The organism is Streptomyces coffeae (genome assembly GCF_016741875.1).
GTDB classification, from domain to species: Bacteria; Actinomycetota; Actinomycetes; order Streptomycetales; family Streptomycetaceae; genus Streptomyces; species Streptomyces coffeae.
In genome coordinates, this window is sequence record NZ_JAERRF010000015.1 from 142,846 (window position 1) to 161,649 (window position 18,804).

The 18,804-nt window shown below is 70.2% G+C and carries 21 protein-coding genes and 1 pseudogene; 15 read left to right on the top strand and 7 right to left on the bottom strand.

The window, feature by feature from the left end:
* Positions 1-47: 47 nt before the first annotated feature.
* Together JK363_RS24730 and JK363_RS24735 are read left to right on the top strand one after the other, a co-directional pair.
* Positions 48-713, top strand: coding sequence for a helix-turn-helix domain-containing protein (locus tag JK363_RS24730; RefSeq protein ID WP_201877365.1), 666 nt, complete (start codon positions 48-50; stop codon positions 711-713).
* Between the two features lie 102 nt (positions 714-815).
* Positions 816-917 (top strand): annotated as a pseudogene (locus JK363_RS24735) (IS5/IS1182 family transposase); the annotation flags it as partial.
* 107 nt (positions 918-1,024) lie between these two features.
* Here the strand turns inward: JK363_RS24735 and JK363_RS24740 are convergent.
* Together JK363_RS24740 and JK363_RS24745 are read right to left on the bottom strand one after the other, a co-directional pair.
* The gene (locus tag JK363_RS24740; RefSeq protein ID WP_201877366.1) at positions 1,025-1,561 is read right to left on the bottom strand and encodes an SMI1/KNR4 family protein; all 537 of its coding nucleotides are present in this window, start codon (positions 1,559-1,561) and stop codon (positions 1,025-1,027) included.
* Positions 1,562-2,118: 557 nt separating this feature from the next.
* On the bottom strand, positions 2,119-3,234 hold the full coding sequence (locus JK363_RS24745; protein ID WP_201877367.1) for a hypothetical protein: 1,116 nt from the start codon (positions 3,232-3,234) through the stop codon (positions 2,119-2,121).
* A gap of 307 nt (positions 3,235-3,541) precedes the next feature.
* On the opposite strand from JK363_RS24745, the gene JK363_RS24750 reads away from it, so the two are divergent.
* Positions 3,542-3,760 (top strand): hypothetical protein, encoded by a 219-nt coding sequence (locus JK363_RS24750; RefSeq protein WP_201877368.1) that lies wholly within the window; start codon positions 3,542-3,544, stop codon positions 3,758-3,760.
* A gap of 74 nt (positions 3,761-3,834) precedes the next feature.
* Here JK363_RS24750 and JK363_RS24755 read toward each other — a convergent pair whose 3' ends face one another.
* Positions 3,835-5,100 carry a DUF5685 family protein gene (locus JK363_RS24755; protein ID WP_201877369.1) on the bottom strand — a complete coding sequence of 422 codons (1,266 nt, stop codon included), beginning with the start codon at positions 5,098-5,100 and terminating at the stop codon, positions 3,835-3,837.
* Positions 5,101-5,332: 232 nt separating this feature from the next.
* Here JK363_RS24755 and JK363_RS24760 point away from each other — a divergent pair, with 232 nt between their 5' ends.
* Positions 5,333-5,767: a cell division protein SepF gene (locus JK363_RS24760; RefSeq protein ID WP_201877370.1), complete on the top strand. Its 435-nt coding sequence runs from the start codon at positions 5,333-5,335 to the stop codon at positions 5,765-5,767.
* 188 nt (positions 5,768-5,955) lie between these two features.
* Here the strand turns inward: JK363_RS24760 and JK363_RS24765 are convergent, their stop codons facing one another.
* Complete coding sequence (locus tag JK363_RS24765) at positions 5,956-7,143, bottom strand: acyl-CoA dehydrogenase family protein (protein WP_201877371.1); 1,188 nt, start codon at positions 7,141-7,143, stop codon at positions 5,956-5,958.
* A gap of 177 nt (positions 7,144-7,320) precedes the next feature.
* A complete protein-coding gene (locus JK363_RS24770) occupies positions 7,321-9,033 on the bottom strand; it encodes an MFS transporter (protein WP_201877372.1) in 1,713 nt (570 codons plus the stop codon).
* 319 nt (positions 9,034-9,352) lie between these two features.
* Here JK363_RS24770 and JK363_RS24775 point away from each other — a divergent pair, with 319 nt between their 5' ends.
* Together JK363_RS24775 and JK363_RS24780 are read left to right on the top strand one after the other, a co-directional pair.
* On the top strand, positions 9,353-10,540 hold the full coding sequence (locus tag JK363_RS24775; protein WP_372444834.1) for a putative hexosyltransferase: 1,188 nt from the start codon (positions 9,353-9,355) through the stop codon (positions 10,538-10,540).
* A 300-nt stretch (positions 10,541-10,840) separates the two neighbouring features.
* Positions 10,841-11,899 (top strand): phosphatase PAP2 family protein, encoded by a 1,059-nt coding sequence (locus JK363_RS24780; RefSeq protein WP_201877374.1) that lies wholly within the window; start codon positions 10,841-10,843, stop codon positions 11,897-11,899.
* 141 nt (positions 11,900-12,040) lie between these two features.
* Here the strand turns inward: JK363_RS24780 and JK363_RS24785 are convergent, their stop codons facing one another.
* The gene (locus tag JK363_RS24785) at positions 12,041-12,256 is read right to left on the bottom strand and encodes an I78 family peptidase inhibitor (RefSeq protein WP_201877376.1); all 216 of its coding nucleotides are present in this window, start codon (positions 12,254-12,256) and stop codon (positions 12,041-12,043) included.
* Between the two features lie 397 nt (positions 12,257-12,653).
* On the opposite strand from JK363_RS24785, the gene gvpO reads away from it, so the two are divergent.
* From gvpO to ctaD, 9 genes are all read left to right on the top strand, one after another.
* Positions 12,654-12,965 (top strand): gas vesicle protein GvpO, encoded by a 312-nt coding sequence (gene gvpO / locus JK363_RS24790; RefSeq protein ID WP_201877378.1) that lies wholly within the window; start codon positions 12,654-12,656, stop codon positions 12,963-12,965.
* 91 nt (positions 12,966-13,056) lie between these two features.
* Positions 13,057-13,515, top strand: coding sequence for a gas vesicle structural protein GvpA (locus tag JK363_RS24795; RefSeq protein WP_201877379.1), 459 nt, complete (start codon positions 13,057-13,059; stop codon positions 13,513-13,515).
* Positions 13,512-14,231, top strand: a complete 720-nt coding sequence (locus tag JK363_RS24800) for a GvpL/GvpF family gas vesicle protein (RefSeq protein ID WP_201877380.1) — start codon at positions 13,512-13,514, stop codon at positions 14,229-14,231. The genes JK363_RS24795 and JK363_RS24800 overlap by 4 nt, the downstream gene beginning before the upstream one ends.
* Positions 14,231-14,437, top strand: a complete 207-nt coding sequence (locus JK363_RS24805) for a gas vesicle protein GvpG (protein ID WP_201877381.1) — start codon at positions 14,231-14,233, stop codon at positions 14,435-14,437. Before JK363_RS24800 ends, JK363_RS24805 begins: the two co-directional genes overlap by 1 nt.
* On the top strand, positions 14,434-14,739 hold the full coding sequence (locus JK363_RS24810; protein WP_372444838.1) for a gas vesicle protein: 306 nt from the start codon (positions 14,434-14,436) through the stop codon (positions 14,737-14,739). Before JK363_RS24805 ends, JK363_RS24810 begins: the two co-directional genes overlap by 4 nt.
* The gene (locus JK363_RS24815; RefSeq protein WP_201877382.1) at positions 14,739-15,581 is read left to right on the top strand and encodes a GvpL/GvpF family gas vesicle protein; all 843 of its coding nucleotides are present in this window, start codon (positions 14,739-14,741) and stop codon (positions 15,579-15,581) included. The genes JK363_RS24810 and JK363_RS24815 overlap by 1 nt, the downstream gene beginning before the upstream one ends.
* Positions 15,578-15,769 carry a gas vesicle protein gene (locus JK363_RS24820; protein WP_176183736.1) on the top strand — a complete coding sequence of 64 codons (192 nt, stop codon included), beginning with the start codon at positions 15,578-15,580 and terminating at the stop codon, positions 15,767-15,769. Before JK363_RS24815 ends, JK363_RS24820 begins: the two co-directional genes overlap by 4 nt.
* Positions 15,766-16,044 (top strand): gas vesicle protein K, encoded by a 279-nt coding sequence (locus tag JK363_RS24825; RefSeq protein WP_201877383.1) that lies wholly within the window; start codon positions 15,766-15,768, stop codon positions 16,042-16,044. The genes JK363_RS24820 and JK363_RS24825 overlap by 4 nt, the downstream gene beginning before the upstream one ends.
* Positions 16,045-16,138: 94 nt before the next feature.
* Complete coding sequence (gene ctaD / locus JK363_RS24830; protein WP_201877384.1) at positions 16,139-17,821, top strand: aa3-type cytochrome oxidase subunit I; 1,683 nt, start codon at positions 16,139-16,141, stop codon at positions 17,819-17,821.
* Between the two features lie 13 nt (positions 17,822-17,834).
* Here the strand turns inward: ctaD and JK363_RS24835 are convergent, their stop codons facing one another.
* Positions 17,835-18,794, bottom strand: a complete 960-nt coding sequence (locus JK363_RS24835) for a helix-turn-helix transcriptional regulator (protein WP_201877387.1) — start codon at positions 18,792-18,794, stop codon at positions 17,835-17,837.
* Between the last annotated feature and the right edge of the window lie 10 nt (positions 18,795-18,804).

Here is an 18,804-nt window from a genome sequence, read left to right on the forward strand (position 1 = left end):
CCACGACGCCCAGCGAGCTCGTGGCAGCTTGCTGCCAGACTGGAGGGATGCGGAACGAACAGGTGTTTTCAGTGCAAGGGGACGCAGAGTTGATCGCGCGTGCCGGTCATCTCTTCGAGTCCGCGCAGACCGAATTCCTGTGTGCCGCCCGGGACCTCAAGACCTGGTCGCAGCCGGAGGCCATGGCCGCGATCAGGAACCGGATGCGTGCTACGAATTCCTCTGACTTCACCTCTCGCAAGCTGCTGAGCCCGGTCGCGCTCGTCGACGAGGAGGCCCGCGCGCACCTGCGGCTGGTGCAGAGCAAGGGGGCACTCGTACGGATCAGCGGCTCGCAGCTGCCGCACGAGACCATCCTCATCGACCGGCGGGTGATGATCCTCGCCGACCAACACACCCCCACCGGCCGTGAGTACACCGTGACGACGTCGCAGATCCTGGTCGACGGCGTCCACTCGCTGTTCCGGGCGATCTGGGACACCGCCGTCGATCTCGACACCTACCTGCGCAGCAACGTCCCGCACCTCGATGCCGACGGCCGCGTGATCCTCCAAGCCCTCGCTTCGGGACTCACCGACGCAACCGCGGCCAACCGGCTCGGCGTCTCGCTACGCACCTACCGGCGGCGCGTAGCCGAACTGATGGCCAAGCTCGAGGCCGACTCCCGCTTCCAGGCCGGGCTGCGTGCGGGCGAGCTGAGGCTGCCCCGCTGAGACCGTAGTGATCGCATCCCGTCAGCGGTCTGCACATCTGAGCACCTCGGGCCACGCCACCAACCATCACGTCAACCCCCGAAGGACCTCCGGAGCTGACCACTCCAGGGCTTTCGCGCCGTAGCCACCCGATTCGACAAGAGGGCGTACATCTTTCATGGCACCGTGACCGTCGCCGCTATTCGCCTCTGGCTTCGCTCGTGACCCGCGGGACAGTCCGTAAGCGGCCTGCGCTACGAGGGCCGCCGCCTCCTTCGGAGTAAAGGAGGCGGCACACATCAGGAGAAAATCGCGTGACGGCCAGCCTCTCGTCAGAGCGGCTGGCCGTCGAAGGGGTCGCCGGAGCCGGGCTTGAACGTCGTGCCGAGGTCGTACTGCGCGATCCCGAAAGGTTGAAAATCGGCATCGGCAAGGACGCGGTAGAGGAACTCAGAGGTGGACATGTCGTACTGGTCCCATGCGCCGCCGTCATCGGACCGCGCAAGGACGGGGTAATCGCCCGGCCGCTCGGCATCGATCAGCCAGAAGTACCCGTCGGCCCATTCGGTGGAGCCCCAGGGCACCAGCCCCTTGCCGCCCGGCGCGTAGATCGCATAGGGATCGACGGCGGAGACGTCTCCGAGCCTGCTGTCCTGGTCGACCGACAGCCAGACCCGCCACTGTGTCAGGAAGTCGAACGAGACGCCCTCGTCGCGCCCCAGAAAGTAGACGGAAGCACTGAAGACGCCGCCGCCGAACACCTCGTAGAGCTCCTTGTAGTCCGCCGGCAGCGGAACCCCCAGCTCTCCCTCGATCGCCGCCCAGTCGACGGAGATCCCGAGTGGCTCCCACCCGGTCAGTTCGATCACTCGCTGAACCCACATACAGCTGTCTTTTAGCACCGGTCTTCGTTCCGATGTCCCTCAGCCCCCTCGTCGCTCACGTCAAGATCGGCAGCCTGGCTGGTGGGTCTGCGGGACGAACGCCTCCAGCGGGGGCCTTGCCCGACTCGACCAGGATCTCGGGCTTCCGTGCCGCGACGTAGTAGCGGACCATCCCGTAGGAGACATCGGCGCCGGTTCCTCAACCAACCGGTGGAAGATCCGCGTGACCGTGTGCCGCTGCTTGCGCGGCCCATCCAGGTCCGCCCGCAGGATCTCGTCGATCACCTGCTTGTACGGATCCAGCCCGGTCGCCCGCGGCGGCAGCTTCTTGCGCGGCTCCGGCCAGGCCGAATCCAACGCCTTCCGCACCGTCCGCCACGTCACGCCGTGCTTGCGCTCAAGCTCCCGCATCGACAGGCGTGACCCGGTAGCTCTCCGTTAGGAGAGAAGGAACGACGTCGCGTTCGCCACGGCCGTCGGCCCCGGCACTGCCCCTTCCGCCTCTGGTGGGAGGGGCAGTGCTGTCGTCTGTGACGGGCTCGCTACCACGCCACGTCGCGCAGTTCCCGGTTGTAACCCTTCTGGATCGCCGATCGCGCCTGGCGGGCATGCACGGGATCGATCCCCCGCTCGCGGGCCCAGGCGTCGTACGGCGCGAGAATCTGTGCGTGCCCGTCCATGAAGTCCTTCGCGTCCGCCTTGACGGCCGCACGTGTGGCGATGGTGCCCGCGGGTGGGTAGCTGGTGACCTGATGGGCGGCGGCGCGGTAGGTGCCCCTGCTGTGCCGGAGCACCGCGCGGTCGAACGTGTCGAGGTCGATGGTGCCCGACTCGGCGTGAAAAGCGCGGGCCCGCATCAGCAGCCCGGTGAGCTCACCGATCCGGTACAGGTCGGTCTCGGTGCCCTCGATACCGTGCGTCGTTGTGGGGTTGGCCGCCTCGTCGTCCAGCCGCTCCAGGTAGTACGCCAGATGGGCGCGGTCAGCGTCGTAGAGCACGGCGAACGACTCCGGGTTCCCGGCGAGATTCCGCACAAGCGCCCTCCGGCCGCTCGCGTAGCGGGTGATGACGGCGTGCGCCTCGCCCGGATACGGATAGTCGGCGACCAGGTGCTCGTCGACCTTGCTCGCGACGAAGGCGGGCCCCTCGACGTCGGAGATCGGGTGCTGCGTGAAGTCACCGATGTACGCGGCCAGCACACGAGCGACGTACGGTTCCAGCCCCGCCGTCATGCGACCGTCGGCCTCCCTGCCCAGCGCGATGACCGTCGCGTGAACGACGCGTGCCATGGGCAGTGTGTGCGTCTGCCGCGCGCCCGTGGTGGCCGCCAGCAGCACCCTGCCGGCCGCCTCCGAGCCGTCCTTCCCCGCACACAGCGGCGTGCCCTGCGTGCCCAGCAGGGTCCGCACCTCTCCGATCCCGGCCAGCCCCTGCCCCGGGTCCAGGGCGCGGGTGGCCGCCTCCGGGTCGTCAGCGAGAGCTGCGGTTTCGGCGGGGACCGTGCGGCACTCGGAGTCATCGTCGGCGAGGACAAGGACCGGCATCAGGACCGCCGCCGCGCTGAGCGCGAGCACACCCGCCACCAGCCCATACCGCGCTCGTCGGCTCAACTTCCGCGGCCGCCGTGTCGGCTCGGACTCCTCCATCCCTGCGTACATTGCTTTGGCTCCGCCCCCGTCGTTCCCTGTTCGTTGTCGTGGACACTGCAGCGTAATGGGTGGGGCCGGGGCGCCCGGGACCTGCGTCTGACGCGGACGAGCCTTCGAGCAGCCGTGGACGTCGAGGGGATCAAGTCAGCGCACGGTGATCTGGTACGAGCGGCGGTGTCGGTTGAACACCATCCCCCACAAGGCGGACCAGGGGCTCGGCTCCGGCTTGGCCTCCGCTGACGAGCACGTCCGGAGCCTGGGCGGACCTGAGGGGATTTGAACCCCTGCCCCCCTCGATGCGAACGAGTTCACCGCTGTGAACGACGTGCCCGGAGTGTCGTCGGGTGCCCAGGAGTGCCACAACGCCCGCGCGGCGGCCATGAACTCGGCGGCGAGCACGGTGAGCGCGTCGCGCTCCCGGCCCAATCCCTCGGCGCGGCAACGCGGTTCGTCGCGCATCCGGTCCGCGCACCCGGAAGCGGCCGCTCTCGAAGTCCACGTAGTGGAGCTTGTCGCGGTCGATGAATCGGCCTGACCGATCCGCTCGGTTGCCGGTGCGACGTGCTCGAGCACGGTGAGCGCGTCAGGCCGGTCGCGCTCAGTCGGTCGTCAACAGCCGCAGTCGCAACCGCAGTCGCAACCGTCACAGCAATCGCAGCCATCACAGCAGTTGCAGCAGTTGCAGCAGTCACAGCAATCGCAGCAGTCCGAGCAGTCATCGCACTTGTGGCACAGACCCTCGCGCGGCTCCCCGGTCCACGGGTCGTGGTACGGGTCCTTGCAGCACACCTGACAGGTGCAGAAGAGCCCGGACCACACCGCGCACCCGGCTATCAGCCCGCGGCGGCGACCCCGGTTCGGCGGCTCGGGCGGCGCGCCGCCGGGGCCGCCGGGCGGGTTGATCCACGGCGACTGCGGGGGTGGTGCGCCCTGGGATCCCTCGGGGCCGAGCATCTCGAACTCCGGCGCGCCGGACCCGCTGTGCGTGGCATCGGTGGTGTGGGCGCAGCCGGTGGTGCCGAAGGCGCGGTCCACCGCGCGCGGCAGTTCGTGCGCCAGCAGCACATGCGCCAGCTTTCCCGAGCCCTTGCTCGCGAACTTGGTGTCCCGGAGGGCGAGCCGCACGCCATGCACCGCGTCGTCGCAGAGCCTGCGCACCTCGGCGAGATCCGCGCCGGTGGCGGCGATCGGGTTCCAGGCGCCGGTCTCGGCGTCCTCGACCAGGTCCTCCACCGCGTCCAGCAGATGGGCCAGCCGTCCGAAGAGCCGTCCGGCCTCCTCCAGCGGGGCCTGGTTCTCCGGCCGCCCGGCCAGGATCGCGGTGTGGCCGAAAGCCGCGGCGGTCGCGGTCTCGGTGGGCTCGGTGATGGTCAGCAGTGAGGTGCCGATCCCGGCCGCGCTCTCGACCCCGGCCTGCCGACCGACCGCGTCGAGCAGTACGGCGGTGTCGAAGCCGATGTCGGCACCACTGCGCGCCCCGGCCCGGTCCCACCGGGCGGCGACCCGGCGGGCGGCCGCGGCGACCGGCCGCCGGGCCAACGCCCCGTCGCCGTCCTCCACATGGTCACGCACCTTCGCCGAGGCCAGCACCAGGGAGACGGTGGCGGCGAGCCGGGCGCCCTCGCCCTGCGCGACGGAGGCGGTGCGCATCCCGCGCAGCGGGCACGGCCCGGCGGTACGCCGCCAGCTGTCGGAGCGTCCGGCCTGGGCCTCAACCAGTACGGAGATCACCAGACCGTCGTAATTGGTGGCAATCCGGGCGAACTGCCCGTGGTCACCCCTCAACGCGAGGCACAACCCGCACAGATGCGCCATCCACTCGGTCCGCAAGTTTTCCGACAGGCGGTGGCGGCAAGGCCGGATAATGCCAAACACAAAGATCCCCGTTCACCCGTACGTCCCCGACGTCACCCGTCCGGCCCGGCGGAGTCTACCCAGCGCTCCGTCAGCCCCCCTAAGCAGGTGGAACTCTGATATGGCGCCAGGCGTTGTGTGCCAGTAACGTCACGAATCCCCTGTGCGGCCGCAATCCACGTGGCACACCATCCGCATCATGGACGACCATGGAGGGGCGGACAGTACACACCGTTAGCGAAAGGAGGCGTCCATGGGATCGGTGCGCAAGGCGAGTGCCTGGCTTGGCCTCGTCGACGACAGCGATGACGAGCGCTACTACGACGACGACTACGCCGAGGGGCCCGAGCCCGGCGACTCCTGGGTGACCGACCCGCGGGTGCGGGTGGCCGACCAGGCCGCGCAGGACCAGGGCACGCGCATCGCCACGGTCACCCCGGACGGCTTCCGGGACGCCCGGGGCATCGGTGAGCTGTTCCGGGAAGGCGTCCCGGTCATCGTCAATCTGACGACGATGGAGCCCGCCGACGCCAAGCGCGTGGTCGACTTCGCGGCGGGGCTGACGTTCGGGCTGCGCGGTTCCATCGAGCGCGTCGCCAACCGCGTCTTCCTCCTCACCCCGGCCGACTACCAGATCGTCAGCGGTGAGGCCCAGCGCTCGATCGGCGGCTTCTTCAACCAGAGCTGAGCCCCCTTTTCAGGGGGCTCGGTTCGCCTCCGGGGCGCCAAAGCCCCTGACGACGGTCGACCGTGCTCGGCCCTCCGCGCGGCGGAGCCGCATATCGATTGCAGCCTCAGGGCCTCCGCGCGCTCTCCCTTACGACAGGGTCGCGCCCCTTCGGCTCACTCGCCCGGGGCTGAGGTGCCCCGGCCGCCTCAGCGGAAGGCATCGAGACCGGTGAGCGCCTTGCCGAGCACCAGTTGGTGCATCTCGACGGTGCCCTCGTAGGTGAGCACCGACTCCAGATTCGTGGCATGCCGCATCACCGGGTACTCCAGCGAGATCCCGTTGGCGCCCAGGATGGTCCGGGCCGTGCGGCAGATGTCGATCGCCTCCCGCACATTGTTCAGCTTGCCGAAGCTGACCTGCTCGGGGCGGAGCCGCCCGGCGTCCATCCGCCGCCCCAGATGGTGGGCCAGCAGCACACCCTTGTGCAGTTCCACCGCCATATCGGCCAGCTTGGCCTGGGTGAGCTGGAAGCCTCCGATCGGACGGCCGAACTGCTCACGGGTCCGGGAGTAGTCGAGCGCCGCCTCGAACGACGCGCGGGCCGCGCCCATCGCACCCCAGACGATGCCGTAGCGGGCGTGGCTGAGACAGCTCAGCGGTCCGCGCAGCCCGGTGACCTCGGGGAGCACCGCGTCGGCGGGCAGCCGTACCTCGTCCATCACCAGTTCGCTGGTGACCGAGGCACGCAGCGACCACTTGTGCTTGATCTCGGGAGCCGAGAAGCCCGGGGTGTCGGTGGGCACGGCGAATCCGCGGATGCCCTCGTCGGTGCGGGCCCAGACCACCGCGACCCCGGCCACCGAACCATTGGTGATCCACATCTTGCGGCCCGTCAGCACCCAGTCGGAACCGTCCCGTTTGGCGTGGGTGCGCATGGCGGCCGGGTCGGAGCCGATGTCGGGCTCGGTGAGTCCGAAGCAGCCGATGGTCTCCCCGGAGGCCATCCCCGGCAGCCACCGCTGCTTCTGCTCCTCGGAGCCGAAGCGGTGGATCGCGTACATCGCCAGCGAGCCCTGCACCGAGACCAGGGAACGGATCCCGGAGTCGGCGGCCTCCAGCTCCAGACAGGCCAGTCCGTACTGGACAGCGCTCGCGCCCGCGCAGCCGTAACCCGTCAGCGACATCCCGAGCGCCCCGATCGAGCCCAGCTCCCGGGCCAGTTCGCGGATACCGGGCAGCTCACCGCGCTCGTACCAGTCGGCGATATGCGGCAGGACGCGGTTGGCGGCCCACTGCCGGACGGTGTCACGGACCGCCAGGTCCTCGGGCCCGAGAAGGTCGTCGATGCCCAGCGGATCGCTCGGGTCGAACGGCGGCAGGGTGCCAGCGGACATGGGTAGCGGCCTCCGGTGGGATACGGCGGGATACGGCGGATGCGGCGGATGCCCACCGGTGGCCGGGCGCGCCCTCCGCCCCTGGACCGCTGATCATCCGTGTCGGCTCCGACGCTACGGCCGGGTCCCGTCCGCCGTCCAGACCCACTCGGGCCCGTTCGGTGGCTCCGCGCCAGGTCAGCCGGAGGACTCGGCGCCCACGACGGCCGCGCGGTCGCGGCGGGCCGGGAGCTCCGAGGTGTCCGGGACCTCCGCGGCGTCCACACGGGCCGTGGCGCCCGGACCGTCCGCGGCGCCCGGCGCGGACTCCTCCTCGTCGGCGGGGGCGCACTCCATGGTCTTCGGCAGCCGCAGCGCGGCCAGTGCGCCGATCAGCAGCAGACCCGCGCTGACCACGAGCGTCACATGCAGTCCGTGGACGAACGAGGCGCGGGCGGCGGCGCGCAGCGCCTTCCCGGCCGCCCCGCCGAGCTCGTGGGAGACCTCGTACGCCGCGCCCAGCGACTGTCCGGCGTCGTTGCCGGCCTGCTGCGGCACCCCGGTGACCGAGGAGACACCGGGCTTGTAGGCGGCGTTCATCACGCTGCCCAGCAGCGCTATGCCGATTCCGGCGCCGAGTTGGTAGGAGGTCTCGCCGATGGCGGCCGCGCCACCGGCCGACTTCGCGGACGCCTCGTTGAGCATGGACTCGTAGGCGCCGAAGAGCGTGGTCTCCAGGCCGAAGCCGAGGACGATGAAGGCGCCGATGAGCACCGCGGGCCGGTCGGACTGGCCCATGACGGTGAGGGAGAGCACCGCGGCGGCGGTGAGCCCGAAGCCGAACGCCACCATGGTGCGCGGGCCGAGCCCCTGGAGCATCCGGGACCCCGCGAGTCCGGCGGCCATGGCGGCGAAGGTGAGCGGCAGCAGCCGCAGCCCGGTCTCGAGCGGGGTGAGTCCCAGCACCAGCTGGAGGTACTGCGCCGCTATGAGCTCCAGGCCGACGAGCGCGAGCAGGGCCAGGACGATACAGCCGACCGAGATCGAAAAGGCCGCCCGGGCGAAGAGGTTGAGATCGACCAGCGGATGCGCCCGGCGCCGCTGACGGCGGACGAACAGCACCAGCAACAGGACGCCGCACAGCACCGGGAGGGCGGTGACCGGCTCCAGCAGACCGAAGCCGCTGCCCACCCGCTTCACTCCGAAGACCACGCAGAACAGTCCACTGGCCGCCATGACCGCGCCCAGCACGTCCCACGGCCCGTCGCCTTCGCCGATGGACTCCGGCAGCAGCCAGCGGCCCACCGGAAGGGCCACCGCCATCAGCGGGATGTTGATCAGGAAGACCGAGCCCCACCAGAAGTGCTCGACCAGGAATCCGCCGAGCAGCGGGCCGACGGCCGCGCCGACGGCGGCCACCGCGCTCCATATCCCGATGGCGAGGGCGCGCTCCCGGCGGTCGGGGAAGACCTGGCGCAGGATCGACAGCGTGGCGGGCATGATCATCGCGCCGCCGATGCCCAGCAGGGCACGGGCCCCGATGAGGATCTGGGGGGTGGCGGCGAAGGCCGCGAGGGCCGAGGCGGCGCCGAAGAGCCCGTAGCCGAGCAGCAGCACCCGGCGTCTGCCGACGCGGTCACCGAGGGTGCCGAAGAGGATCAGCAGGGACGCGCACACCAGCGGATAGGCGTCCACGATCCACAGCAGCTCGATCGAGCCGGGGCGAAGGTCCTCGGTGACGGCGGGGACGGCCACGTGGAGCACGGTGGCGTCGACGGCTACGAGCAGCAGGCTGACGCAGAGCACCAGCAGGACAACCCAGCGGTTCGCGCCGTCGCCCGCTTCGGTGCCGCGCCATTGCCGGGGAACGCCCGCCGTCCGCTGATCGCGGCCCGTGGTCGTCCCGGACATGTACGCACCTCCCTGGTCTTGCGCTCGCGATCCGCCCGGGAGGGCGGAAACGTCACGTCGTAGAGACGCGTCCGGTGACCCGGTGGCGAAGGCGCGAGTGAGAGGTCAGGGTACGCGAGTCGGCGCGCCGACCGTGTGCCGCAGGTCATGTTGCACCTGGCACATGAGGCGGTTACGGAGGCGTACGTTCCGTCGTTCCCCTTTTGTCCCTTGGCTCGCCCGCGTCTCCCTGGCGTCATGGAGGTGGCGCCAGGGTGTCGTACTCACGGTTGTCCACAGGCGCCGCGGGCGATCCGGATCGTGCTTGATAATCGTCGCCGTGACTGATCTCGCCCATGCCGCCACCGTGCCGCGCAGCGACGACGGCCGGCCCGGCCGCACCGTGCGCGCCGCGCTGCGCCGAGCCACCCCCGCGCTGCTCGCGTATGCGGGGACGCGCCTGGTCGGGCTGGTGGTTCTGGCCATCTGGGGAGCAGTGGCGGACAAGAGTCCCCACCAGCTTCTCGCGGCCCGCTGGGACTCCCTCTGGTACTCCCGTATCGCCGAGGAGGGGTACGGCTACACACTGCGTCTGGCAGACGGCTCGATCCACTCGAACCTGGCATTCTTCCCGCTGCTGCCCACGCTGGAGCGGGTGATCTCGGCCATATCTCCGCTGGACGCGGCCGACGCCGGGCTGGCGGTGAGCTGGGTCACCTCGCTGTTCGCCGCGTGGGGGATCTTCGCGGTCGGCGATCTGCTGTACGGACGACGGGTGGGCACCGTGCTGGCGGCGCTCTGGGGAGTGCTGCCGGTCGGGATCGTGCAGTCGATGGCGTACTCCGAGTCGCTCTTCACGGCGCTGGCCGCCTGGGGGGTGTATGCGGCGCTGACCCGCCAGTGGCTGTGGGCGGGCGTGCTTGCGGCGCTCGCGGGGCTCACCCGGCCGGTGGGGGCGGCGGTGGTCGCCGCGCTGTGGGTGGCGGCGGCCGTCGAGCTGCTGCCCGAGGGCAGGTGGCGGCGGGCCTGGCGCACCCATCCCCGGCTGCTCGCCGGGGTAGTGCTGGCACCGCTGGGCTGGCTGGGCTATGTGGCATGGGTCGGCTTCGAGACCGGCAGCGTCACCGGCTATTTCGATGTGCAGAACGGCTGGGGGAACGGCTTCGACGGCGGCCTGGCCTTCGCGGGCTTCATCGGCGGGATGCTGTTGGGCCCGTCCTTCCCTGCCGGGCTCGCGCTGCTGGCCGGTGTCGCGGCGCTGCTGTGGCTGTACGCACGCGGTGTGCGGCAGCGCCAGCCGCTGCCACTGCTGGCGTACTGCGGGTCGGTGCTGGTGCTCGCGCTGAGCGCGAAGGGCTACTTCGGCTCGAAACCACGGCTGTTGATACCCGCCTTCCCGCTGCTGCTGCCGCTCGCGCTGGCGTTGGCCCGGCAGCGTCCGGTGCGCACGGCGCTGGTCCTGGGCTCGGTGGGGCTGGCCTCCGCGCTCTACGGGGCGTTCTGGCTGCATGGTTCGGGACCGCCGTGATCCGGCCATCCGGCCGAGCGGCGCCGGCCCGGCGGGCGGCCCCCGTACGGACCGGCGTCGGCCCGGGAAACGGGCGGGAACGGCACGGCTAATCACCGATAAACGCCGCTGTAAGAAATCCATAAAGGACCGGTTGACCGCCGATAGGAAGGCCGTGCGCACAAAAGCTCCGGGGGCTCGTGGATTACGCGGGAAAGGCGCGGCCAAAAGCACCCGACGAGACGAAGTCCACATCACATCGTCATCACAAAGCGACCTGATCGACCGAACCCGCCTGTCACGCAATGTAACGTCGATTAGGTGCGTACCGAAGACAAGCTCCCCGAGGCGGAGGAGCGCCCGACCGATCTCGCGCGACCGCGCATGACCCGCACCCGCCGCTGGCTGCTCGGGTCCACTCTGGCGGTCTACGCGGCCACCGTCATCGGCGTGCTCACCACCTCGTGGCTGGTGAAGCTGGACTGGCAGGTCATGCTGTTCCGGCCCTACAAGCAGTGGCCGGAGTTCCATACCTTCCTGGACTATTTCGTCGTCATGGGCCAGCGCGGCCCCACCGCCGTGGCGGTCGCATGCTGGCTGGGATGGTGCTGCCACCGGCAGCGCACCCTGCGTCCGCTGCTGGTGCTCGGCTCCTCGCTGCTGCTGCTGAACATCACCGTGGGCTCCGTGAAGCTGGGCTTCGGACGGCTCGGCCCGCACTACGCGACCACCGTCGGCTCCAATGAGATGTGGGCGGGCGGCGATATATTTCCTTCGGGTCACACCGCGAACGCCGTGGTCACCTGGGGTGTTCTGGCGTATCTGGCGACCACTCCGGTGGCCCGCAGGGTCGCCTCGCTGATCGCCACGGGCTTCGCCTTCGGCGTCGGCATGACCACCGTCTATCTCGGCACCCACTGGCTGAGCGATGTGGTGCTCGGCTGGGCCGCCGGCGTTCTGGTGCTGCTGGCCCTGCCCTGGCTGGAGCCGGTGATGTACCGCGCCGAGGTGCTGCTGCTCGGCCTGTGGCACCGGCTGCGCCAGCACAGCGGCCGGGCGCCGGTACCGGTTCCCGTCCCCTCGATCCGGCCGGTGGCCGGATCGACTCTGGCCACCCCGCGGATCGCCCGCGACGACGAACTGCCGCCGCGTGAGCCGGTGGGCGTGGCCGGGCGCCCCGGCGGCCCCACCGCCCGGATCGCCGAGCCCCGCCAGCACCATCCGGTCCGCCAGCACCAGCACTCCGTGCGCTCCGAGCGGACCCCGGTCAGCCCGGGCGGCAGCCGCCGCCCGCCGCACGCCGACCGGGTGCCCCGCACCGCCACCGGGCCCTACGGCTCCGGCGCGGGCCGCGGGCGTACGACGGCCACCGGCGGCTGACGCCCGCCCGGCCACGGGACGGTACGCACCAGCGCCCCGTAAGGCCACCGCACCAGGACCGCGCAAACGGCCCCGGACGCTCCGGTGAGAGCGTCCGGGGCCGTTGTTGTGCCCCCTGCGTGTGGCGGCGTGGCGCGCGGCTCAGCCGCGCCAGCAGCGCCGTACGACGTCGTCGGCCACCTCGAAGTTGATCCGCCCGAAGAGGTATTCCATGGTGATGATCGCGCCCGGCGGCACCGCCCGCACGGTGCTCCAGCCGCGCTCCCGCGCCCGCTCCTCAGCGGTTCTCGCGTCGAGCCCCACATAGCTGTCGAGGTCGTCGTCGGGTTCGTCCGGACGGTTCGGTACAGGTCCCATGACAGCCACCGTAGGCGGCGCCGAACGAGTGGGAAAGCGAGATCTGGATCACGGCGAGCACCGCTCCATCTGCCCCGAGTCCAGCATTCGTCACACTTGTGTCACAGAAAACACGCCCGGGTTTGTTAGTGACTTTGTCACTCTTCCGGGGCTCATGTTGACACCTCCGGGATGGCCGGTCTCTTTTTCATTGATTTCCCGTGCCAAAGGCGCTGGTCTGGTATAGGCACAGGCCCGCGGATCATCCTGTCGAACGAATTGCGCGGCCGACGGAAAAGCATCGCCGGGAAGATCGCCCGGAAGCAGCCGGAGCACACAATTCCACCACAAATCGCCGATCGTGAACCGTCGGGTTTACCCGGGGGCGGACGCGGTACCCGCCGCCACCGGAGCGAACATGACTGACTCGACCGACTCACCCGATGCGACCCGCGACAAGAAGGCGACCGGCCATATCACCCCGGTGGCGCTCCTGCGCTCTGCCCGTGAACAGCTCGCCGAGCTGACGGGCCTGTATCCCGAGGCGGTGCCGCGGTTGGAGCGGACCGAGGACGGATGGGCGCTGGAGGCCGAGGTGGTGGAGCTGGCCCGGGTACCGGAGACGATGAGCCTGATGGCTCTGTACGAGCTGACTCTCGATCCGGACGGCGTGCTCACCGGCTACCGCCGTATCCGCCGTTACGAACGCGGGCGAAGTGACCCGAAGTGACCGCGGCTGACCGTACGGAGGTCCACCGGCCTGCCCGGACGCGACCCGACGGAGCTGACGACCAACCGGAGCTGAGAGGAGCACATCCGACATGACAACCGTTGTCCCGGCGCAGCAGTCCAGGGGCGGGGGCGGCACCAGCGGCCTGTACGACGTCCTGGAGCTCATCCTCGACCGGGGATTAGTGATCGACGCCTTCATCCGCGTCTCCCTCGTCGGCATCGAGATACTCAAGATCGACGTCCGGGTCGTGGTGGCCAGCGTCGACACCTATCTCCGCTTTGCCGAGGCATGCAACCGGCTCGACCTGGAGGCCGGTCCCAACAAGTCCCCCGGGATCCCCGAGATCCTCGACGGCGCCACCGAGGGCGCCGCGCGCAGCAAGACCAAGGGGGCGCTGTCCGGCGCCGGGGAGACGGTCAGCAAGGCCGCCGGCAGCGTGGCCGAGGCGCTCCGTGGCGATGAGCGCGAGGAGGAGCCCGCCCGCGGGCGCGGCCGCCGTACGGCCCCTCGCAAGGCGGCGTCGAAGAAGGCGGAGGAGGGCGAGTGAACACCTACGTCTACGGCATCGCGCGGGGCGAGGTCTCCGATCTCGGCGACCGGCTGCGCGGTATCGGCGACCCCCCGCTGCCGGTCCGCGCGCTCACCGAGGGCGAGCTGTCCGCGATCGTCAGCGACTGCCCGGCCGAACTCAAGCCCCGGCGGCGCGATCTGCTGGCCCATCATCATGTGCTGGCCGAGGTGGGCGACGCCCATCCGGTGCTGCCGATGCGCTTCGGCTCGGTGTCGACGAGCGACGACGACGTGCGCACGGTCCTGTCCGAGCACGCCGACCGCTACCACGACCAGCTGTCCCGGCTCGCGGACCGGGTGGAGTACAACGTCAAGGCGATGCACGAGGAGAACGCCGTACTGCACCAGGTGCTCTCCGAGGAGCCCGAGCTGCGGTTGATGGCCGAGGCCAACCGGGCCTCCGGCGGCGGCACCCACGAGGAGCGGATGCGCTTCGGCGAACTGGTGGCCGCCGCGGTCCAGGCGCGCGAGGTACGTGACGCGCAGATCGTGGAGGAGGCCCTCGCCCCCACCGCCGAGGCGGTGCGCCCCGGTCCGGAGCGCGGCAGCTGGTTCCTGAGCCTGTCGGTGCTGCTGGCCGAGGACGCCGCCGAACCCCTCCTGGAGGCGGCGGCCGAGCTGGAGAAGGCCCATCCCTGGCTGACGCTGCGGGTCAACGGGCCGCTGCCGCCGTACAGCTTCGTCGATTCCTGATGCTGCTGATCGGCTGGGTGCTCCGGCAGCTCCTCGCCCAGGCGGAGCGGGAGTACTACGACCCCGCGAGCATCCAGGGCGCGCTGATCGCCCTGGAGAGCCAGTTGACGGAGGGGCTGATCGACGAGGAGGAGTTCGAGCGGCAGGAGGACGTACTGCTCGACCGGATGGAGGAGGCGCGCCGATGGGCGCACGGGACCCCATGACCACCGCCTACGGCTCCCCCGTGGCATCCCGCGCGCCCGCGCCGGGCGGTCTGGCCGCCCGGGGCGAGAGCGGGGCCAACCTGGCCGACATCCTGGAGCGGGTGCTCGACAAGGGCGTGGTCATCGCGGGCGACATCCGTATCAATCTGCTCGACATCGAACTGCTCACGATCAAACTGCGGCTGATCGTGGCCTCCGTCGACAAGGCCAGGGAGATGGGCATCGACTGGTGGGAGCACGATCCCTCGCTCTCGTCACGCGCCCGCGGCCGGGACGAGCTGGAAGGGCGGGAAGAGGGCTGATGACACAAGCACCTCGGGGGGAAACACCTCGGGCCGACGGACTCCAGTACGCGTACGCGGTCGTGCGTGACACCGGCGCGCCGGCCGCGGCCCTGGCGGGCGTACGGGGGGTGGCGGGCGAACCGGTGCGCGCCGTCGTCCATCTCGGTCTCGCGGTGGTGGCGGGCCCGGTCCCGGCCGAGCAGTTCGGCGAAGGGCCGCTGAAGGAACGGCTGGAGAGGCTGGAGTGGCTGGAGCGGATCGCCCGCGCCCATGCGCGCGTGGTGGACGCCGCCGGTGCGGGCACCGGTGTGGTGCCGGTCCGGCTGGCCACCGTCTGCCGCGGTGAGGAGGGTCTGCGGCGCATGCTGGAGACCGGACGGGAACGGTTCACCGAGGCGCTGGACCGGCTGGACGGCCGGGTCGAATGGGGCGTCAAGGTGTACGCCGCGCCGCCCCCGCCCGCCGAGCCGACCACCGCGCCCACGGCCGCCGGCTCCGGCCGCGACTATCTGCGCAGACGCCGGGCCGAGCGCCGGGCGTCACAGGAGCGCTGGGGGCGGAGCGAGGACGGTGCGCGGCAGGTGCACGACGCCCTGTGCGCCCATGCCGAGCAGGCCCGGCTGCATCCGCCGCAGGACGCCCGGCTCTCCGGTACGGCGGACCGCAATGTGCTCAACGCCGCGTATCTGGTGCCGCGTGCGGAGAGCTCCGCGTTCGCCGGGCGGGTGGAGGAGCTGGACCGGCGGTCGGCGGGGGTGCGTCTGGAGCTGACCGGGCCGTGGGTGCCGTACTCCTTCGTCGCCCCGTCCGGCGACGACACCGGGCGGGCGGAGACCAGGCGGGAACGGTCCGGCGGATGACCACAAGCCCCCTGGCCCATCGGCAGATCGCCCTGGTGGATCTGCTGGACCGGCTGCTCGCCGGCGGTGTGGTGATCACCGGTGACCTCACCCTGCGGATCGCCGACGTCGATCTCGTCCGGATCGACCTCCGCGCGCTCATCAGCTCGGTGAACGAGAACGTGCCGTCCCCCTGGGAGGAACCGTGAGCCGGAAGGTGGAGCTGGACCAGGACACCGTCGAACGCGATCTGATGAAGCTGGTGCTGACCGTCGTGGAGCTGCTGCGGCAGCTCATGGAGCGGCAGGCGCTGCGCCGGGTGGATCAGGGCGATCTGACGGAGGACCAGGAGGAGCGGATCGGTCTGACGCTGATGCTGCTGGAGGACCGGATGAGCGGGCTGTGCGAGCGCTACGGGATCGCGCCGTCGGATCTCAATCTGGACCTTGGGCCACTCGGTCCGCTGTTGCCCCCGAGGGAGTGACGCTGGACAGCCCTCCGCGGATCGGGGCACCCATCGGGTGATCATGGCGGAAAACCGTTTCGCATCCGGTCTCCGGACGCGGAGGGAGCCTTCGATGACGACGCACACCACGCGCGCCACGACCGGCGGGGTGTGGCGGCCGCGACAGGGCCGGTTGCTCGTGGACTGGCTGACCACCACCGACCACAAGAAGATCGGCCATCTCTACCTGATCACCTCCTTCGGCTTCTTCCTCATCGGAGGAGCACTGGCGCTGGTGATGCGGGCCGAGCTGGCCCGGCCGGGGATCCAGCTCATCTCCCAGGAGGAGTTCAACCAGGCGTTCACCCTGCATGGCACCATCATGCTGCTGCTGTTCGCCACCCCGACCTTCGCCGGGTTCGCCAACGAGATCATGCCGTTGCAGATCGGTTCGCCGGATGTGGCCTTTCCCCGGCTCAATATGCTCTCGTACTGGCTGTTCCTGTTCGGCGGGCTGATCGTGGTGTGCGGTCTGATGGTGCCCGGCGGCGGTGCCGACTTCGGCTGGACCGGCTACGCCCCGCTCAACAGCGTGGTGCGCTCCCCCGGCGTGGGCGCCGATATGTGGATCATGGGGCTTGCGCTGGCGGGCTTCGGCACCATCCTGGGTGCGGTCAACTTCCTGACCACCATCATCGTGATGCGCGCCCCGGGGATGACGATGTTCCGGATGCCCATCTTCACCTGGAACACGCTCTTCACCTCGATCATGATCCTCATGGCGTTCCCGGTGCTGGCGGCGGCACTGCTGGCGCTGGAGGCGGACCGGCGGTTCGGGGCGGTGGTCTTCGACCCCCGGTTCGGCGGAGCACTGCTGTGGCAGCATCTGTTCTGGTTCTTCGGCCATCCCGAGGTCTACATCATCGCGCTGCCGTTCTTCGGCATCATCACCGAGATCATCCCGGTCTTCTCCCGCAAGCCGATCTTCGGCTACCTCACGCTGATCGGCGCGACGATGGCCATCACCGGGCTGTCGATGGTGGTCTGGGCGCACCATATGTTCGCCACCGGCGCGGTGCTGCTGCCGTTCTTCTCACTGTTGTCGTTCCTGATCGCGGTGCCGACCGGGGTGAAGTTCTTCAACTGGATCGGCACGATGCTGAACGGTTCGCTGTCCTTCGAGGCACCGATGCTGTGGGCCGTCGGCTTCTTGGTGAGCTTTCTGTTCGGCGGGCTGACCGGAGTCATCCTGGCGTCGCCCCCGCTCGACTTCCAGGTCACCGACACCTACTTCGTGGTCGGCCACTTCCACTACGTGGTGTTCGGAACGGTCGTCTTCGCGACGTTCGCGGGCTTCTACTTCTGGTGGCCGAAGTTCACCGGGAAGCTGCTGAACGAGCGGCTGGCCAGGATCCACTTCTGGACGCTGTTCGTCGGCTTCCACACCACCTTCCTGGTGCAGCACTGGCTGGGCGTGGAGGGGATGCCACGGCGCTACGCCGACTATCTGGCGGCGGACGGCTTCACGACGCTCAACACGGTCTCCACGATCGGGGCGTTCCTGCTCGGACTCTCCACGCTGCCGTTCCTCTACAACGTCTGGTGGACGGCCTCGTACGGCCAGAGGGTCGAGGTGGACGACCCCTGGGGGCACGGCCGCTCGCTGGAGTGGGCCACCTCCTGTCCCCCGCCCCGGCACAACTTCACTGCGCTGCCGAAGATCCGCACCGAGTCCCCCGCCTTCGATCTGCATCATCCGGAGGTGGCACGGGTCGCACTGGAGGAGGACCAGCAGACCAGGTGGCGCGGCGAGTGACCGGGCGTGCGGTTCAGTTCAGGGCGCGGTCCAGCCGGTCCCTGATCCGGCGGACGTGGTCGGTGAGTTCGGCGGGCTCGCGCACCTCGAAGTCGAAGCCCATCAGCATGATGTGGATCACCATCACGTCGAGGCGGTGGGCGCCGGTGTGCAGCAGACAGCTGTGCTCGTCGACCGCCTCCAGCACCCCGGCCGACGGCGAGACGTGCTCGGCCGCCCGCTCGGCGGAGACCCGCAGCAGCACCGTGGCCTTCTCGGCGTACGCGGCGGTGGAGATCCCCTTGGAGACATAGGCGGCGAGGTCGTCGGCGGGCGGGCGGCGCGGGGCGACCCGCGGACCGTGCGGCGGGGTCGGGGTGATCCGGTCGACGCGGTAGGTGCGCCAGTCCTCACGGTCCACGTCCCAGGCGACCAGATACCAGCGGCGCTGGGTGCAGACCAGCCGATGAGGTTCGGCGGTGCGGCGGCTGACGGTGCCCCCGTGGTCGCGGTACTCGAAGCGCAGCCGGCAGCAGTCCCGGCAGGCGTTGGCCAGTTCGGTCAGCACCGCCGGGTCCACCCCGGGCCCGGGGATCCCGCCGATCATCGGCACGGTGAAGGCGTTCAGGGCGCCCACCCGACGGCGCAGCCGGTCCGGCAGCACCTGCTCCAGTTTGGCCAGGGCTCGTACCGAGGTCTCCTCGATGCCCTCGACTCCGCCGCCCGCGGCCTGGCGCAGCCCGACCGCGACCGCCACCGCCTCGTCGTCGTCGAGCAGCAGCGGGGGCAACTGGGCGCCGGCGCCCAGCTGGTAGCCGCCCGCCGTACCCGGTGCGGAGTGCACGGGGTAGCCGAGTTCGCGCAGCCGGTCGATATCGCGGCGTACGGTGCGCGGGGTCACCCCGAGCCGGTCGGCAAGGTCAGCGCCGGACCATTCACGGTGGGCCTGCAAAAGCGAGAGCAGGCGGAGCAGGCGTGCCGAGGTATCCAACATGAAGAGGAGT

Coding starts and splice junctions, on each gene's coding strand:
- JK363_RS24795 (WP_201877379.1), top strand. CDS start 13,057: ATGACAACCGTTGTCCCGGCGCAGCAGTCCAGGGGCGGGGGCGGCACC.
- JK363_RS24760 (WP_201877370.1), top strand. CDS start 5,333: ATGGGATCGGTGCGCAAGGCGAGTGCCTGGCTTGGCCTCGTCGACGAC.
- JK363_RS24765 (WP_201877371.1), bottom strand. CDS start 7,143: ATGTCCGCTGGCACCCTGCCGCCGTTCGACCCGAGCGATCCGCTGGGC.
- JK363_RS24785 (WP_201877376.1), bottom strand. CDS start 12,256: ATGGGACCTGTACCGAACCGTCCGGACGAACCCGACGACGACCTCGAC.
- JK363_RS24820 (WP_176183736.1), top strand. CDS start 15,578: ATGACCACAAGCCCCCTGGCCCATCGGCAGATCGCCCTGGTGGATCTG.
- JK363_RS24745 (WP_201877367.1), bottom strand. CDS start 3,234: ATGTACGCAGGGATGGAGGAGTCCGAGCCGACACGGCGGCCGCGGAAG.
- gvpO (WP_201877378.1), top strand. CDS start 12,654: ATGACTGACTCGACCGACTCACCCGATGCGACCCGCGACAAGAAGGCG.
- JK363_RS24730 (WP_201877365.1), top strand. CDS start 48: ATGCGGAACGAACAGGTGTTTTCAGTGCAAGGGGACGCAGAGTTGATC.
- ctaD (WP_201877384.1), top strand. CDS start 16,139: ATGACGACGCACACCACGCGCGCCACGACCGGCGGGGTGTGGCGGCCG.
- JK363_RS24770 (WP_201877372.1), bottom strand. CDS start 9,033: ATGTCCGGGACGACCACGGGCCGCGATCAGCGGACGGCGGGCGTTCCC.
- JK363_RS24835 (WP_201877387.1), bottom strand. CDS start 18,794: ATGTTGGATACCTCGGCACGCCTGCTCCGCCTGCTCTCGCTTTTGCAG.
- JK363_RS24805 (WP_201877381.1), top strand. CDS start 14,231: ATGCTGCTGATCGGCTGGGTGCTCCGGCAGCTCCTCGCCCAGGCGGAG.
- JK363_RS24810 (WP_372444838.1), top strand. CDS start 14,434: ATGACCACCGCCTACGGCTCCCCCGTGGCATCCCGCGCGCCCGCGCCG.
- JK363_RS24815 (WP_201877382.1), top strand. CDS start 14,739: ATGACACAAGCACCTCGGGGGGAAACACCTCGGGCCGACGGACTCCAG.